This window comes from Pseudomonas sp. Lz4W (assembly GCF_000346225.2).
Lineage (GTDB): Bacteria > Pseudomonadota > Gammaproteobacteria > Pseudomonadales > Pseudomonadaceae > Aquipseudomonas > Aquipseudomonas paraversuta.
In genome coordinates, this window is the sequence record NZ_CP017432.1 from 1,454,885 (window position 1) to 1,472,004 (window position 17,120).

At 57.1% G+C, this 17,120-nt stretch carries 14 protein-coding genes; all 14 read left to right on the forward strand.

All coding sequences use genetic code 11. The features are described 5' to 3' along the window. The first annotated feature begins 40 nt into the window (after positions 1-40). The 14 genes from B195_RS07010 to B195_RS07075 all read left to right on the forward strand — a co-directional run bounded on the left by B195_RS07010 (position 41) and on the right by B195_RS07075 (position 17,109). Positions 41-529 (forward strand): CS1 type fimbrial major subunit, encoded by a 489-nt coding sequence (locus B195_RS07010; protein WP_003446692.1) that lies wholly within the window; start codon positions 41-43, stop codon positions 527-529. 170 nt (positions 530-699) lie between these two features. Further along, a complete protein-coding gene (locus B195_RS07015; protein ID WP_003446693.1) occupies positions 700-3,117 on the forward strand; it encodes a TcfC E-set like domain-containing protein in 2,418 nt (805 codons plus the stop codon). Between the two features lie 11 nt (positions 3,118-3,128). Continuing rightward, a complete protein-coding gene (locus tag B195_RS22840; RefSeq protein WP_148666168.1) occupies positions 3,129-4,367 on the forward strand; it encodes a hypothetical protein in 1,239 nt (412 codons plus the stop codon). A 583-nt stretch (positions 4,368-4,950) separates the two neighbouring features. Continuing rightward, positions 4,951-5,979, forward strand: a complete 1,029-nt coding sequence (gene tssA, locus B195_RS07025; protein WP_003446698.1) for a type VI secretion system protein TssA — start codon at positions 4,951-4,953, stop codon at positions 5,977-5,979. 29 nt (positions 5,980-6,008) lie between these two features. Further along, a complete protein-coding gene (tssB, locus tag B195_RS07030; protein WP_003446700.1) occupies positions 6,009-6,521 on the forward strand; it encodes a type VI secretion system contractile sheath small subunit in 513 nt (170 codons plus the stop codon). A 10-nt stretch (positions 6,522-6,531) separates the two neighbouring features. Next, positions 6,532-8,022, forward strand: a complete 1,491-nt coding sequence (gene tssC, locus B195_RS07035; protein ID WP_003446702.1) for a type VI secretion system contractile sheath large subunit — start codon at positions 6,532-6,534, stop codon at positions 8,020-8,022. An 81-nt stretch (positions 8,023-8,103) separates the two neighbouring features. Then, entirely contained in the window at positions 8,104-8,574 is a 471-nt protein-coding gene (locus B195_RS07040) for a type VI secretion system tube protein Hcp (protein ID WP_003446705.1), read from the forward strand. 105 nt (positions 8,575-8,679) lie between these two features. Then, entirely contained in the window at positions 8,680-9,168 is a 489-nt protein-coding gene (gene tssE, locus B195_RS07045) for a type VI secretion system baseplate subunit TssE (RefSeq protein WP_148666169.1), read from the forward strand. Further along, the gene (gene tssF, locus B195_RS07050) at positions 9,161-11,041 is read left to right on the forward strand and encodes a type VI secretion system baseplate subunit TssF (RefSeq protein WP_003446709.1); all 1,881 of its coding nucleotides are present in this window, start codon (positions 9,161-9,163) and stop codon (positions 11,039-11,041) included. Before tssE ends, tssF begins: the two co-directional genes overlap by 8 nt. Continuing rightward, complete coding sequence (tssG, locus tag B195_RS07055) at positions 11,026-12,012, forward strand: type VI secretion system baseplate subunit TssG (protein WP_003446711.1); 987 nt, start codon at positions 11,026-11,028, stop codon at positions 12,010-12,012. Before tssF ends, tssG begins: the two co-directional genes overlap by 16 nt. Continuing rightward, complete coding sequence (tssH, locus tag B195_RS07060) at positions 12,005-14,617, forward strand: type VI secretion system ATPase TssH (RefSeq protein WP_003446713.1); 2,613 nt, start codon at positions 12,005-12,007, stop codon at positions 14,615-14,617. Before tssG ends, tssH begins: the two co-directional genes overlap by 8 nt. Positions 14,618-14,789: 172 nt before the next feature. Continuing rightward, positions 14,790-15,434, forward strand: a complete 645-nt coding sequence (locus B195_RS07065) for a hypothetical protein (RefSeq protein ID WP_003446715.1) — start codon at positions 14,790-14,792, stop codon at positions 15,432-15,434. Between the two features lie 261 nt (positions 15,435-15,695). Beyond that, complete coding sequence (locus B195_RS07070) at positions 15,696-16,385, forward strand: hypothetical protein (protein ID WP_178092368.1); 690 nt, start codon at positions 15,696-15,698, stop codon at positions 16,383-16,385. Positions 16,386-16,737: 352 nt separating this feature from the next. Continuing rightward, a complete protein-coding gene (locus B195_RS07075; protein ID WP_003446719.1) occupies positions 16,738-17,109 on the forward strand; it encodes a DUF4280 domain-containing protein in 372 nt (123 codons plus the stop codon). Positions 17,110-17,120 lie beyond the last annotated feature (11 nt).

The following is a 17,120-nucleotide window of genomic DNA, read 5'->3' on the forward strand; positions in this document are numbered from 1 at the left end:
TGTTCCGAGCAGGAACTTTACTAACGAGAGAAATGTGACGATGAAAATCCGTTCGCTGTTTGCTGCTGTTGCTGTAATTGTGTCTTCCAGTGCTGCCATTGCCGCGCCTGTTTCGTTTGATCTGGATGTGTACGCTACTGTTCCTTCGTCTACCGCTCTTGATGTTTGGGATCCGACCGGTTGGTCTGCTTCCAAGTCGGAGATGGTCTACGAGCGTGGTCCGAAAACCTTCAAGCCAGTTAAGGGTCCGCTGGAAATTAAAGGTGGCGTGGGTTCAGTTGAAGCGTATTTGACCTTTGCTCCGCAATTGTTGGATGGTTCCAAGTCTATTGATATGAATGTTACCGTTGGTACTGTGGCTTTGGCTGTAGGTGCTGGGGCTGCTGTTGAAGTAGTTAGCGCGTCTGATGCTGTGGCTGGTGTACGTCGTGAACTTTCTATCACTGCAGCTGCCGCACCAACCGGTGGCTACTTGGTGGGTAACTATGAAGGTCCGGTGCACATGGTATTTGACACTAAAGCGCCTTGATTTTCGAAAGTTACAACTGTACTTGATGTAAAGCTCCTTAAACGGGGCTTCATTCCCCTCACCCGTTTTAAGGAGCTGTTGTTTTGTTTAAATTGCATGCCCTCAGTGTTGCAGTTGCGTTGTGTTGCGCCTCTGTTCAGGCGTCGGCAGCAGCCCCTGAAGCAGTACCCATGAAAATGAAGTCCTCCCTGAGTTTGCTTGAGCAGACTCAGGGTCTTCCGAAAGACTTCCTTGAACATTTTTTCGATCTGCCCCTGGCGGTGCGGATTGAGCAGGACGGCAAGTTCCTCGGCGATGGTCGCGTGGTCTTGTCCCGTAATAACACCCTTCAATTGCTGGAGATGAGCGAGTTTCACGACAGCAAGCTCAGCGCCGCGGATCGCCAGCGCTGGACGGATTACCTCAGCCAGCCGCGCCCGCTCGGCGAATGCACTGCCAGCTGTGACAATGGCCTGGTGGCCATGCATTACAGTCTGGAAAGCTCGCAGTTGTCGCTAGTAACCCGTGGTGCCGAGGTCAACCCTGAAGAAGTGCGCTATCACCAGCTGCCCGAAGGTGGCAGTCACGGCCTGGTGCTGCGTAACCAGCTCAATGTGTTTGGTGGCAGCGGCACGGATACCAATGGCCGTTACTCGGTGGATGCCCAGGGCAGTATCGGTAACTGGACCACGGTCGGCAATTACCAGGTGGACCGCAGTACTTATGAAGGCGCCGAAACCCGGCAGTCGATCCAGAGCCTGTACGGCCAGCGCGAGCACGAGAATCAATTTGTGCGCGCCGGTTTTTTCCAGCCCAACTTCCAGGGCGTGGCGCGTCAGCCCAGCGCCCCGGGGGCGGTGCCCAGTACCATTGTCGGGCTAATGCTCGGTACCTCTGACATCCTGGCCATCGATAGTGCCAGCCCGAGCATTTATCCGGTCTATGTCACGGCCAATCGCCAGGGCACGGTTGAAATCTATCGCAATGGCAGCCTTATCTACACCCAGCCGGTAGAGCCCGGTTTGCAACTGATCGATACCCGGCGCCTGCCTGGTGGTATTTACGAGGTTGAGGTGCGTCTGGTTGAAGACGGCAATGTCACGTCCAGCGAGACCGAGCTGATCAATAAACCTGCGCACTGGAGCAATGCCCAGGAGCGCTGGCGCTACAGTTCGTTTGTCGGCCAGCAGCGTAACCTGCTGAACAGCTACAGCACCGACGATGCCAATGAGCTGGCGGTGGGCGGGGTGGTCAACTATCTGGCTCACCCGCGCGCAGTATTGGGCGCCATGGTGCAGCAGGTGGGTAAAGAGCGGTCCGTGGGTGGCTCGCTGAACTGGCACGCCAGCGATAGCGCCAATCTCTACGCCAACGTTTTTCACTCCAGTGAGTACGGAATGGGGCTGGATGTGCAGGCGATCCGCAACTATGCCACCGGTAGCATAATGTTCAACCACAGCCTGAACTGGCAGAACGCCGACAAGTACCTCAAGACCCAGGCCGGCCCCCAGCAGAACTCGGCCATCGCCCTCAATCACCGGCTGGACGACATCAACAGCCTGACGGCCCGTGCTTCATACAGCAACGGTGTGACCAATGGTGTGGGGCTGGACCTGTCGTTCAATCGGCGCTCCAAATTGCTGGGCAGCAATGCCAGCTGGCGCACCTCGGTGTTTGACCGACCGGCCACCGCCAGCAGCGGCAACCAGCGCAATCGCGGGGTCGATGTAACCCTGACCATGGCCCTGGGCGGTGAAGGCCGGCGCTACAACGTCGGTGCCGGTACCCGCACCGGGAGTACGGGCGGGCGTGACCAGTATGTCAATGCCGGGGTGTCCCAGGACCTGCAAGGCGGCTTGTTCAGCAGTGTCAACGGCAATGTGTCGAGTGATCGTTATGGCGTAGGCCTGAACGGTGCAGCTTCCTTTGACACCGACCTGGTGCGCGGCGATGTGTTTGCCCAGCGTTCCTCCCTAGAAGGCGGGCTGAGCGGCGGGGTCAACCTGCAAAGCACCGTGGCCATGGGTGGCGGCAAGCTGGTCACCGCCGGCAATGGCGTCAGCAGTGGCGCCCATACCGGGATGATTATTGATGTCGAGTCCGACTTGCCGGACCTGGGGTTGATGGCGCAAGACACCAATGGTGCCACCACTGAGCTCAAGCCCGGGCGCAACTTTGTGCCGGTGACCGCCTACAAACCCGGCAACCTGCAGCTGGACTTTTCCGGCCGCGAAGCACCGGCAGCCTCGATTCACCCGTCAATGACCAGCTACCACCTGAACAAAGGAGGCGTGGCCTATCGCCAGGTCAAGGTCATGCAGACCCTGACCGTAATGGGTCAGGTACAGGATGCCGCCGGCAAGCCGCTGCGTGGAGCCCAGGTGCGCAACCACGCCGGGCGCAGCGTTGCCGAAGCGGATGGTTTTTTCACCCTGGAAATGAGTGCTCGCCAGCCGATGCTGGAAGTGTCCCACCCCAGTATCAAGGGCTGCACTTTCCATCTGGACGACAAGCGCTACCCGCGCGAAGGCGATGTGGTGATGGTGGGTAAACTCAAGTGCGACGATCTGAACACCAGCAAACCGTTGCTTAGTGCTAACGCCGAGTAACAAGGATAAACATGAATATTATAGTTTTGATCAAACAGAGTCGTAGCGCCTTTCTGTTATTGGTGTTGCTGGTATTTGGGCAGTTACTGTGGCTGGCGCCGGCACAGGCTCATGTTGCCCATGTAACTGCAGAGTTTACCCCGAATCAGAACAATCCTAATAACCGGACCTTTACCAATACATCGCCTATTACCGGGGTTTGCGGTGGTGCCCACAGGCAATGGTGCATTGATAATAAGATTGCCAGTATTGCGTCAGGTTTTTCCACTGCGGACGCGAGAAAACAAGGTAGCGGAGTTGTGGATCATGGTCGTGGGTCACTATATTTGGGCCTTCCTGAACAGCGGTCCATTACTGTAGTTTCCGACACCGGAGAAACTGCCGAATTGTTTTTGCGTATTACGGGTTTTGCGTTCAGGTACAGTCAGCCGGACCCTAACCTGTTTAGCAGTACGCGGGATCTAAGGGGGTGTCGAGAGCTGTACGGTAACTTGAATTATTCTGATAGTATTTTCCGGATTCTTGGACGTAATGATAATGGTGCTGGCGGGCGCAGTAGTTGTGCTTATGAGATGCTGGCCGCTACAGAGTTCTCGTTTGTAGGTACAGATATTCTCTATGAGCTTGAAACCCCTGAGCCCTTGAATATGAAAAACGGTATTTATCGCGCAAGCACCGATTACAGCATGGGGGGCTTGGGTAGCGATATTGATTTTGGCGATGGTGTGTCGGGTGGGGATCCGAACCTGCGTCTGGAGTTTACCCTTACCGTAAACCACATGTTCGCGCTCGACTTCCCGCCAGGTTCCGAAACGGTCAATCTGCAACCCCTGGGTGGCTGGAACCAGTGGCAGGAGCATGGCAAGGTGCCGGCGACATTGCGCAGGGATGTGCGGTTCCGGGTCAGTGGCTCAACACCCTTTTCGGTGAATCTCAATTGTGAGCACACGATGGCGGATGGTCGCTGTGGTATCTCCAATGGCCCCTCAACCGTACCCCTGGATGTGTCCATCAATATGCCGGGGTTTGTTGGGCGAACCGATTTTTCGATCGCCGAGGCATTGAATTTTTCGTTGAAGCAAGAATCAGGCCCCTTGCCGCACTTCTCTTCTCCACGGGAAGGCGCCGTGTTCCAGCGATCATCCTATCTGCGCTTTGAGGTCAGTGGCGATCCGGTCAAGGAAATGGTCCTTCATCCGAACACCCAGTACAAAGGCCGGGTAACCGTGATATTCGACGCCAATATGTAGCCTTGCCTGTTGTCATCTGACTGGCCGGCCACAGTGCCGGCAGGGTTCACCCGCTGAACCCTGTGGCGCTGGCCGGTCATTCGCCTATCCGCTCTGTGGGTATAGCTCTGCTCTCTGCCGCCATGCGGCCTCCTCGAATACCTCCCATTCTCCCGCCAGTGTCTGGCTTTCGTGCCGCGCTTATCCTTCTGATAACGTCACTCAATACACAGCCTTGATACTTTCCATGCCGGTATAAGCCGGCTCGCAAGTGCATGGGCCAAGCTTGATCCCGTGTCTATCCCTCAATACCAGGCCCCCGGATTCTTGTCCTGGCAGGCTTGCGTCTGTTACTACCCACGCATCATTTACCCGTCATTCATTAATCCTCAATGCCGCGCTCAAACCTGTGCGGGTAAATAACTTAGGATGAGTCCTAAGTTAATTGATTGTTGGCGGTTTTTACTTCTGTTTTGGCCCATGACTCTTAGGAATAGCCATTTCTTTAAGACTATTCTTAATGTGTGCAGGTGTGTTTTTGTCATACTGCCCCACACAATTAAAGCGCTCGGCCTGAGTGGAATAATTTTGGAGTAGAACTTTTATGTGGCGCAGCGGGGCGATGAATATCGATGACTTTATCGTCGTTCTTTCCAGTCAGGAAGTGGGTGAAAACCTGGAATATGATTCCGAATTTCTGGCACTTATGGATGAAGTGTCCAGCAAGGAAGAGTCGCAGTACGGCGACTATCTACATATTCCGGAGCCCATAGACTGGGCCTCTGTTGAAACACGCTGCATGGGTTTGTTCGGTCGTACGCTTGATCTGCGGGTCGCCGTATATTTGACCCTGGCCTGGCTTGAGCGAGAAGGGCTGGCGGGTTTGGCCAGGGGCTTGGCGGTGCTCGATTATCTGGTGCGAGAGCGTTGGGAGCAGACCTACCCGCGCTTGAGTGATGAAGATCAATTCGACCCTCTGGTGCGGATCAATATTCTCGCGGAACTGGCGGTGCCCTCGGTGGTGGTGGCGACACTTCGCAAAGAAGTGTTGGCCAGGCTGCCCGGTGGCGAGTCCCTGTGCTGTGCCGATCTGGCGTTGATCGCCAGCGGTCAAGAGTCGCCCGAGCGCGACGCCTGTCTGCTGCGGCTGGAGAGCCAGATCGAGCCGCAATGCTCCACTGAGCTGATGCGCGGGCTGGGCGCGCTGAACCGGGTCAAGGGCTTGCTGGACAGCATCGGTCAGGGGCTGGATGAGAAAACCGGGCTCTGTGAAAGCTCGCCGCTGCAGCCGGTTTCGCGGTTGCTGGGGCAATGGATCCAGGTGGTGGACAGCCGTTTGCGCCGTACCTTGCACAGCGTTGCCCCGGAAGCTGAAGTGGCCGTGTCTGCGTCTTCGCCCGCCGCTGTTGTTTCTGCCGGGGGCGTGCGGGAGTGCCGCTCGCGGGAAGAGGTGCTGCTGGCCCTGGATGCCATTGCCGGCTATTACCAGCGCCATGAACCGAGCAGTCCCATCCCCATGCTGGTGCAAAGAGTGCGTCGCCTCGCCGGTATGGATTTTCTCGAAATCATGGCTGAACTGGCACCGTCCAGCGTCAGTGACATGCGGGCGCTGGCCGGTATTCAAGAAGAATAAATGTTGTTAATCGTGATTGAGGGTCAAGTATGTCCAGCACTGCAAGCAGTCAAAAATTTATAAATCGCAATCGTGCTCCGCGGGTCCAGATTGAATATGACGTCGAACTCTATGGCGCCGAAAAGAAAGTTGAAATCCCTTTTGTCAATGGCGTGTTTGCCGATCTTTCCGGTTCCAATACCCAGGGGTTGCCCTCGGTGGCCGATCGCAAGTTTCTGGACATTGACGTCGACAACTTTGATGAGCGCATGAGTGCCATTGCGCCGGCGTTAAAGTTCAGCGTGAATAATGAACTGACCGGTGAAGGGCAACTGCCGGTCCAGCTGGATATTCAGCGCATGGATGATTTCAGCCCGGGTTCCATCGCCCGCAATATCGAGCCGTTGCGCAAGTTGCTGGAGGCCCGTAATCAACTTTCCAACTTGCTGACCTATATGGACGGCAAAAGTGGTGCCGAGCAACTGGTCGCCCAACTGCTCGACGATCCGGCATTGATGAACTCATTGCTGCAACAGGCCAAACCCGCCGTCCCCGCTGAATAAGGTTCCAATCATGCCTGCAACTGAACAGCTTCAAAGTCAAGATAGCCAGGCCACCACCCTGGAGGCCGACAGTTTTAGCAGCTTGCTGCAACGGGAGTTCAAACCCCGCAGCGAACAGGCCAGTGACGCCCTGCACACCGCGGTGCAAACCCTGGCCGAGCAGGCACTGGGTTCTGTGCACCTGATTGCCGATGACACCCTGAGCACCATTGAAGCGCTCATCGCCGCCATCGACAGTAAACTTTCAAGCCAGGTCAATGCGATCCTGCACCATGAAGCCTTTCAAAAGCTGGAGTCGGCGTGGCGCGGTCTGCATCACCTGGTGAGCAATACCGAGACCGATGAAAAGCTCAAGATCCGCTTTATCAACATCTCCAAGGCCGAGGTGGCCCGTGAACTGAAGAAGTTCAAAGGCGCGGCCTGGGATCAGAGCCCGCTGTTCAAGAAGATTTATGAGCATGAATACGGGCAGTTTGGCGGCGAGCCCTTCGGTGCCTTGATCGCAGACTACTACTTCGATAACAGCCCGCCCGATGTCGAGCTGCTGGCCTCCATGGCCAAAATTGCCGCTGCGGCCCATGCGCCGTTGATCAGTGCGGCCGACCCTGGCGCCCTGTTGATGGACTCCTGGCAAGAGCTGGCCAACCCGCGGGACCTGGGCAAAATCTTCCATACCCCGGAGCATGCCGCCTGGCGCAACTTCCGCAGCTCGGAAGACTCGCGCTATGTGGGCCTGACCCTGCCGCGTTTCCTGGGGCGAATTCCCTACGGCGCCAAAACCGCACCGGTGGAAGATTTCAACTTTGAAGAAGTGACCCGGGGCGATTCGGCCAACTACCTGTGGGTTAACTCCGCCTATGCCATGGGCCTTAACATCAACCAGTCCTTCAAGCAGTTTGGCTGGTGTTCACAGATCCGCGGTATCGAGTCCGGCGGCGCCATCAGCGGCCTGCCGGTGCACACTTACCCCAGTGAAGACGGCGGGGTGGACATGACCTGCCCGACCGAAATCGCCATCAGCGACCGCCGTGAACTGGAGCTGGCCAATAACGGTTTCATGCCGCTGGTGCACTGCAAGAACAGCTCTGTGGCCGCCTTTATCGGTGCCCAGTCACTGCATAGCCCGCAGCAATACGACGACCCGGATGCCACGGCCAACGCCCGACTGGCCGCGCGCCTGCCTTATCTGTTCGCCACGTGCCGTTTTGCCCACTATCTGAAATGCATCGTGCGCGACAAGATCGGCTCGTTTAAAGAGCGCGCGGAAATTGAAAACTGGCTCAACGGCTGGATCAATCAATACGTTGACCTTAATCCGGCCACTGCCACCGATGCCGACAAGGCGCGTAAACCCCTGGCGGCAGCCGAGGTGGTGGTGGAAGAAGATGAAGCCAATCCAGGGTTTTACCGGGCCAAATTCTTCTTGCGGCCCCACTACCAACTGGAAGGTTTGACTGTTTCATTGCGACTGGTTTCCAAGTTGCCTTCGGTTAAAGCATAACGTTTAACAGCATTGTTAGCACAACAGGGCTTTCCCTGATGTGGTTCTTCACCCTGTGGTGATTATTCCTGGGAGTACATTATGATACTGGTAAAGTTTGATAAAGAAATCAAAGGCACCTCGACCGTTGAAAAGTATAAGGAGTGGATTGAGTTTGAATCCTACTCATTGAATGTATCGCGCCATGTTCAAGTGCAAGGCAATGACCGTGATGTGGGGCAGGCGTTTATCTCTGAATTCTTGTTGACCAAAGGTGCCGATAAAACCTCGCCGGAGTTCTTTATCCAGTCGTTGGTGGGCACTGCATTTGATTCGGCCACTATTGTTGTGCTGCATGCGGCCGGCTCGTCGAAAACGTCGCAAGAGTTGCTGCAAATTACACTGACCAAGCCTGTTGTCAGCTCTTTTTCTACGCAATGCACCGCGAACAATCGTCCTACCGAACACCTGTCATTGAACTTTATCAACATCAAGTATAAGTACGTCCACTTTGACGGTGATGTGAATAAAGGCTCCGTTGAAAAGTCTTATGACGTGTTTGCCAAGGCTTAACCCTTTGGCTTCAGGGTGCCCGCCCCGGTTGTAACAGGGCACCCTGGATTTAAAAGTTGTGCCATGTCAGTCAGTTTATGTGCGACACGCGATCAGGGTATTGGTATGAACAGCAGGGCCTGTACATTACTGGAACGCTTGAGTCTTGGTCTTCATCCCCACGTTCCGTCAATCCACTCTTTCAATAGAGAAACGCTTTTGTCGCGGCTGCGCTCCGACCTGAGCACGCTGCTCAACACCAGCGGGCTGGCGGGTGGCCAGGACCTGAGTGCCAGTCCTTATGCGGCGACCTCGGTGATTAATTACGGTATCGGCAATGTGGCGGGGCAAACCCTGTCCGGTCTTGCCCCGCACCTCCTGGAGCGACGTATTCGGCAGGCCATCTTTACTTACGAGCCGAGAATCATTCGCCATAGTCTGCAGGTGTCGTGGGTTGCCAATGGCAGTGAGCCCATGGCCGACATGCAATTTCTGATTCAAGGGCAGCTGCGTTGCGCAATGCAGGTGTACCCCTTCACGTTTCGTTCTTTGTGGAATACCCAAAGCGGTGCGGTGCATATCGACACCCCTGACGGTGTGCAACACCATGGATGAGCGCCTGTTGCGCCTGTATGAGCGCGAACTGGAGTTTTTGCGCGAGGGGGCGGGTGAATTCGCCCGCATCTACCCCAAGGTCGCCAGTCACCTCAACCTGGACTCCCGGCACGACCCCGATCCCGGCGTCGAGCGCCTGCTGGAGGGCCTGGGGTTTCTGACGGCGCGTATTCAATTGCAAATGGAATCCGAGTTTCCACACTTCACCAGGAATTTGCTGGAACGGGTTCAACCCCACTCTTTAGCGCCACTGCCGTCCATGGCGGTGGTGCAGTTAACCCCGGATCTGCATCAGGGCAGCCTGCTCAAGGGTTTCTCTCTGGCGGCCGACAGCGCTTTGAATGCCTTCGCCGATGTTGAGGGCCAGAGTGCCCGTTGCGAATGGCGCAGCCTGCAGCCCGTGACCCTATGGCCATTGCAGATCGAGTCGGCAGAGTACCTGCCCAGTGCCAACCTGCTTTCGGGTGTGCCCGCCGGGCTCGCCGTGGAGGCCCATTCGGCCATCAGGCTGCGCTTGAAAACCACTGCCGGCACCCTGTTCAATCAATTGGCCCTGGAACACTTATGCCTGTACCTGGGGCGCCCCGGAGCGCCGACGCTGGCGGTGCATGAAGCGTTGCTGTCGCGCACCCTAGGCATTATCGCCAGGCCGTCGGGCAGTGATGATGACGGGTGCGAGGTGATCGAACCCGGGCACATCAGCCAGGTTGACCTGGAGCCCGGGCAGGATGCGCAGCTCAAGCCGCGCGCTGGCGAAGGGGCCGACGCTTTTGCCCTGTTGAGGCGCTTTCTGGCGTTTCCCGAAAGCCAGCGTTTCATCCGCCTGTGCGGCCTGGGACCTGCGGTTCGCCGCTGTGGCACCGACTCGCTGGAACTGGTGTTCTTGTTGGCACCCTTGTCAAATCCGCTGCCGGCGGATCTTGACCCTTCGTTTTTCAGCCTGTTCTGTGTGCCGGTGCAGAACCTGTTCAAAAAGCGCACCGACCGGATCAATCTGCAGCAGCACCGCACCGATATCGATGTGGTGGTCGATCAGGCCAACCCTTTGCATCATGAAATACATCAGGTGCTGCAGGTGCAGGGTTACTTTCGCGGCGGTCGCGAGCACCAGCGTTTCGTCCCTCTGTATTCGCCCCTGGCCGGCCAGGCCGAGGCCCGGGGCACGGGCTTTTTCCAGTCCCAGCGCAGGCCTTCACGGCCCATGGCGACGGGGTTCAATGGCCAGCCGCCCTACGCGGGCTGTGACCTGTCCATCACCCTGGTGGACCCCGAGCATCCGCCGTACCGCCCGGACCTGCATCAATTGGCGGCCGATGTCATCTGTTCCAACCGGCACCTGGTGCAGCACATCCGTTTTGGCAAGGGCAACACCGATTTCGTCCTTGAAGTCAGTGCGCCGGTGATCTCCATTCGGCGCCTGGCCGGGCCGTCGGCGCCGCTGTCCCTGCCGGTCTCGGGCGCAGGTCCGTGGAGCGCGATCCAGCATTTGTCGCGTAACTTTCTGCCGCTGGCAGATGCGGACGGTCAGGCGGGAGCCGCTGCCCTGCGCGAGATGTTGTCGCTCTACATCGCGTCCGATGATGCCGTGCTGCAACGTCTGCTCCAAAGCATCCTCTCGTTACGCGCCAGCGTCCTCACCCGGCGTCTGCCCGGGCCGGGGCCGGTGGTGTTCGGGCGCGGGCTGCAGTTTGAACTGACCCTCGACGATGCGGCGTGCGAAGGCATCGGTGCCTTTGTTTTTGGGGGCGTGCTGGAAGGGTTTTTCGCCCGTTACGCGGCCATCAATTCCTTTACCTGCACGGTGTTGTACACCCGGGGCCGGGGGCTGATTCACCGGTGGCCGGTCAGGGGTGGCCAATGCATGGTCCTGTAGATTTCTGGGCGCAACTGCAGAGCGCTGCCTGGCGCTTCGATTTTTTCAGTGCCTTGCGCTGCGTCGATGCCCTGGACCCGCGCACGCCAAGATTGGGCACCAGCGAACACTTGCAGCAGGACCCGCTGCGTCTCGGGCAGGCAGTGTCGCTGGGCTTCGAGCCGGGGATGCTGCGCAACCTGCAACTGCGCGAGGGGCGGGCGGCCCGGCTGGCGGTTACGTTTTTTGGCCTGACCGGGGTCAACGGCCCGATGCCGCTGGCGTTCAGCGAGGACGTTTTGTCCCGGCAAATCAATCACAACGATTTCCTGCTGGCGGACTTTCTCGACATCTTCCATCACCGCCTGTTGTGCCTGCTGTATCGCAGCTGGGCGGTAACCCGGCCGGCGGTGTCAGCCGACCGTCCCGGGCAGGACCGTTTTGCGGATTATGTACAGGCCTTCACGCCCCGTGGTGAGCGCTATTACGCCGCTCAGTATGTCGACCAGCGGCGTAGCGCCGAAGGGCTGCTGGCGGTGTTGCGCGACCATCTGCAAATGCCGGTGCGGTTGCAGCAATGGTTCGGCCGCTGGAGCGAACAGACCGCCCTGCAGCAACCCCGGCTTGGCGGCGCCGGTGCCGCACAACTGGGGCACAGCGCGTTGCTGGGGCACCGGGTATGGAATGCCCAGCACAGCGTTCGCCTGGTGCTGGGGCCCCTGACGATTGCCCGACTGGAGCAATTTTTGTCCGCAGCTGCGCTGTTACAAAGCCTGACCCGTTTGGTCGATGACTACCTGGGCAGCTGTTTTGAGTGGGATGTGCAACTGCTGATCGCCGATGAGGCTGAGCCGGCAGTGCGCCTGGGAGCCAACCAGGCATTGGGCCTGGCTTCATGGTTGCCCGGCACATCGCGTTCGCTTCATTCACGGGCTTGCGTCTTGAGCAGGGCCCGTCTTCACCGACTTCAACAGGAATTGAGCCATGACTGATATCAGCCGCGCCAAGCTATTTGGCAAACTTGACCACCTGGCGTTCCAGGCCATGGAGTCTGCCACCAGCCTGTGCCGTCTGCGCGGTAACCCCTACGTTGAGCTGGTGCACTGGTTTCAACAAATGTTGCAGGAGCCCGACTCCGATCTGCGCCGGATCAACGAACGGTTCGGGCTGAACAACGCCCGGCTGGTGACCGACCTGATCAACGCCCTCGAGCGTTTGCCTGCCCGCTCCGGGTCGGTGATTGACCTGTCAGGGCAACTGGACGAAGCCATGGAGCGCAGCTGGATATACGGTGCGTTGCAGCTCGATGCGGTGAAGATTCGCAGCGGCCATATATTGCTCGGTGTGCTGGGCACCAGTAATTTGCGCCATACCTTGTTCGCCATGTCGCGGGAGTTCGAAAAGATCAACCGCGAACTGCTGATGGAGCAGTTCAGCGAGATCGTGCAGCGTTCACCGGAACAACCGGCGACCTTTGTCGAGGGCGATATAACCAATGTCCCGGGTCAGTCTTGCAGTGCCTTGCAGCGCTACACCAGCGATCTGACCGAGCAAGCCCGGCGCGGCGAGCTGGACCCGGTGGTGGGGCGTAATGATGAAGTGCGCCAGTTGATCGATATCCTCATGCGCCGGCGCCAGAACAACCCCTTGCTGGCAGGCGAGGCGGGGGTGGGCAAGACCGCCGTGGTCGAAGGGTTTGCCCAGCGTATCGTTGCCGGTGATGTGCCCCAGGCGTTTCGCCAGGCACGGGTGCTGGCGCTGGATATCGGCCTGTTGCAAGCGGGCGCCGGGGTCAAGGGCGAGTTTGAGCAGCGCTTGCGCCAGGTGGTCGATGAGGTTCAGGCCGCGGCAGTGCCGACCCTGTTGTTTATCGATGAAGTCCATACCCTGGTGGGGGCCGGGGGGCAGGCGGGTACCGGTGATGCGGCCAATTTGCTCAAGCCGATGCTGGCCCGGGGTCAGCTGCGCACCATTGGTGCCACCACCTGGGACGAATACAAAAAGCACATCGAAAAAGATCCGGCCCTGAAAAGACGTTTCCAGGTGCTGCGGGTGGATGAGCCCAGCCCCGAAGTGGCGATCAATATGTTGCGCAGCGTACTGCCCACCTTGCAGGCACACCATCAGGTGCAAATTCTCGACGAAGCGCTGCATGCGGCGGTGAACCTGTCCAACCGTTACTTGCCTGAGCGTCAGCTACCGGATAAAGCCATCAGCCTGCTGGACACCGCCTGTGCCCGGGTGCGCATCAGTCAGCAGGCATTGCCGGGGGAGCTGGCAGACCATCGCGAGCGCTTGGCCTACCTGCACGCAGAAAAATCCATGGTGCAGCGCGAACAGGCCATCGGCCTGGGGGATCCCCAGCGTTTGCTCAACCTTGAGCAACAGCTGCGCGAAGAGCTGCATGACGGGCGAGGGCTGGAAGCGCGCTGGCAGATCGAAGCGGCATGGGTCGAGGAAATCCAGCAGCTGCGCGAACGCCTGCAGGCCGAGGATGAAGGCGAGTTTCCCGAGCGGGCAGCCCTGCTGGAGCGTGCCGATGCATTGCAGCAGCGCCTGCAGGCCGCCCACGCCAGGACCGCGGCCCTGGTGCTGCCCGATGTCGACGCCCAGGCCGTGGCGGATGTGTTGCAGGGCTGGACCGGGATTCCGCTGGGCACGTTGCAGCGCGATGAGCTGGACACCATCCTCGATCTGGCCGCCAGCCTTGAGCACCGCATCATCGGCCAGCCCCATGCCCTGCAGGCGATTGCCAGCCGCATCCAGACCTCCCGCGCCGGCCTCGACCACCCCGGCAAGCCTGTGGGTGTGTTCATGCTGGCCGGTCCCTCCGGGGTCGGCAAGACCGAGACCGCGCTGGCCCTGGCCGAGCTGTTGTATGGCGGTGAACACAACCTGGTGACCATCAACATGAGCGAGTACCAGGAACCCCACAGCGTGGCCTCGCTCAAGGGCGCGCCGCCCGGCTATGTCGGTTACGGCGAAGGCGGCGTGTTGACCGAAGCGGTTCGCCGCCGCCCGCACTGCGTGATCCTGCTGGACGAAATGGAAAAGGCGCACCGCGACGTACATGAAGTGTTCTTCCAGGTTTTTGACAAGGGCTGGATGGAAGACGGCGAAGGGCAGGTCATCGATTTTCGCAACACCCTGATCCTGATGACCACCAACGTCGGCACCGAGGCGCTGTTCAACCTGCGCGGCGGCGAAACAGCCCAGGACCTTGAGCAGTTGCTGCGCCCGCAACTGCTCAACGTATTCCCCCCGGCACTGCTGGGGCGGCTGGTGGCCATCCCGTACTTCCCCCTGAACGACGAGATGCTGGGCAGCATTGTTGAAATGCAGTTGCAGCGCGTGGTGCAACGGGTGCAGAGCCGTTATCAGGTGCCCTTGCACTACGACGCGGGTCTGGTGGCGCATATCGTCGGCCAGTGCACCGACCGCCAGAGCGGCGGCCGTATGGTCGACACCATCCTCACCCGCGAGTTGTTGCCACAGATGAGCCGGGTGTTTTTGCAATGGACCAAGGATCAGAAAGCTCCTAAGAGTCTGAGTTTGAAAATCGCAGAGGGCGGGGTAGGGCTGGAAGTTGAGATGTAAAGATAGCCGCAATGTTTTGGAGCTGGTCAATAGCCGCTCCACTCTATTTTCAGGCAGGTTTGTTGAGCCTTGTGCAGGTTAGACACTACATTTTTGGATTTTGAAGTGCTTTGGGGGATGCTTCTCGAAGCGGCTGGGTTGATGGTTTTAAATACTAAGGTAAGTTCAGAGTATGAGTTTTAAGCGGCTACACAAAGCAATTAATTATCACGAGCACTTGGAAGCAACTAATAGTGCAGGGCTTTGTTTGGGTCAGACATGGTTGTGGATGTCTGAAATTATAACGGGGATGTCAGGCACCTTGTCGCCACCCAATTTTTTTATGGGGGGAAAGATACAGGCTGAGTACGAAGCTTATGATGATGCGGGTGGTAGCTCATTGGCTTTTATGAATAACAAAGTGTCTGAATTGCAGTTGAAAGTGCCCGATAAGTGCTTGGTGCGACGCAGTGTCAATGATTATGATTCCTCGGTTGCATTGGTGAATGAATTTTCGCTGCCGTCGGGTGAGAATGCGGTTGTTTATATGTCCTGGAAGATAGGTGCTGATAAAAGTCCGTTGCTCAAAGTAATGCGTAAATATGATAGTTTTCATGCAGTGGCATTGCTCAAGTTGAAGAGTGATGGAAAAATTTATCTGTTTGATGCTAATTTCGGAGTCTTTGAGTGGATACGGGAGCCGGGCGTTAAATTAAAAACAGATATCAAGAGGTATGTGCTTCAAAAGTACCATAGGCCTGTAGCGGCTATGCGAGGTGCCCTGATGCTGTCCACCAATAGTGATATACCGCTAAACTTTGAGCATGTCATTGTGTAGTGTCGACAGGACGTGGTTTGGCGTCAGCGTAAGTTCAGAAGTGCGCTTCAAGACGATAAAACTTTTTTCGCCATTTAGCGCTGGTTGCGTCCGCAATGGCTTGACGTGTTTCCTGAGCAACTCCAGGCGTACGCCAGCGCTACGTCACTCAACGTTAGCGGTTTGACACTCTGGGTGGTGTGTAGTCGCCCCTCAGTGTGTTGATTGGCTGAACGAAAAAGATTGTTGTGTTTTTAAGTCTGGATGTAAAAGGTGGATGTTGTGAATAAGGTCAGTATTCTGAAAGAGTGGAGCCCGGAGAAGTTGGGCCCGTCTCGGGCATTGGTTCATACGTTGCGTTACAAATATTTAATGGGCGTGGGTACGGACCTGAGCCCGTTATTATCCAGGCCGGCTGAGGAGGTGTTTAAAACCTGGGATGTGATCAGCGCATCGCTGGTTGATTTGGGTCGTATGCAAGGAGCCAGTGCGGATTCAGACGCAGAAACCATGGCCTTTGGAGAATTGGCCCTGGTGCTGGATGTGCCGATTCAAAATATCTTGGGCACCCATGCCTATGATGTAAGTTTTCCTAATCATATCGGGACACAGCCTGGAAGAAACGGCAGCACCCAGGTCACCAATTCTTATGCCTTGGTGGATGCTATTTATTCCGGGGTGACGAAAAACCCGGGCAAGAAAGTGGCGGGCGGGTTTAATCAACTTTGTACGCCGATGGAATTGCTTGGGCGTACCGCCAGAGTAATGAGCAATCATAATGAGGTGCTGCTTGTTGGGCGTCCGCATATCAATATATATCAGGGCTTGGGGGTGACGAGCCCGATCAAGGTTCGTGAGGTGTGGGTGTTGTCCAAGACTCAGGACCTCAACAGAAAAGCGTTTCTGGTGTCGAAGGCGCAACAGATAATGGCCATCAATAAAATAGCCGGCTCGCCAAAAATCATCTTGTGACGCTGTGGAACATTAGCCTTTTACCAACGAGGTGCTCACAGCGTCTTGAGGGGGGCGACTGTATAAACCTTAAGTCCTTGCTGTTTTCAAAGTGCCATGGATTTAATTTGAAAGCGCCAGGGCTTAAGGTTGCTCTCGCTGAACTTGATAAGAAAGTTTACGTGGCAGATAAGCGCTTAAGCGGATTTTCTGTTTGCGGGTATCGTCTGAAAAAACTTATCAAGTTTAGGATTATTCCTATGTGATGGTGCCTGCTTTTCTTTAGGCTGCGCCCATCAGTTATTAGCTACCGGTTGTTACCTAAAGCCATGAATCATTACGCGGAGGGCTACCTGTGCCACAACAAGTTGTAATGGGTGCGCTGTTAAGTTGCTCATTTGGCGCAGCGCCCGCCAAGTTGGCGGTGTTGCCGGTCAACCGGGTCACCGCTGAAGGCCAGCCCGCGGCCACGATCATGGATCACAAACCGATGGTCAATATCGCGCCGTTCGGTGTCTGCAAGTCGATGGCCAACCCGGCGGTGTCTGCTGCCACGTCTGCGGCGATGGGGGTATTGACGCCCATGCCTTGCATACCGGCTACCAGCTCGCCCTGGACCCCCGGGGCGATAAAAACCTTTATCGCCGGGCAACCGGCGTTACACGGCAAATGTACCTGTATGTGCAACTGGGCCGGGGTGATCAAGATCGATCACCCCGGCACCGGTAAAACCCTGGTCAGTTGAGGAGCTGTTGT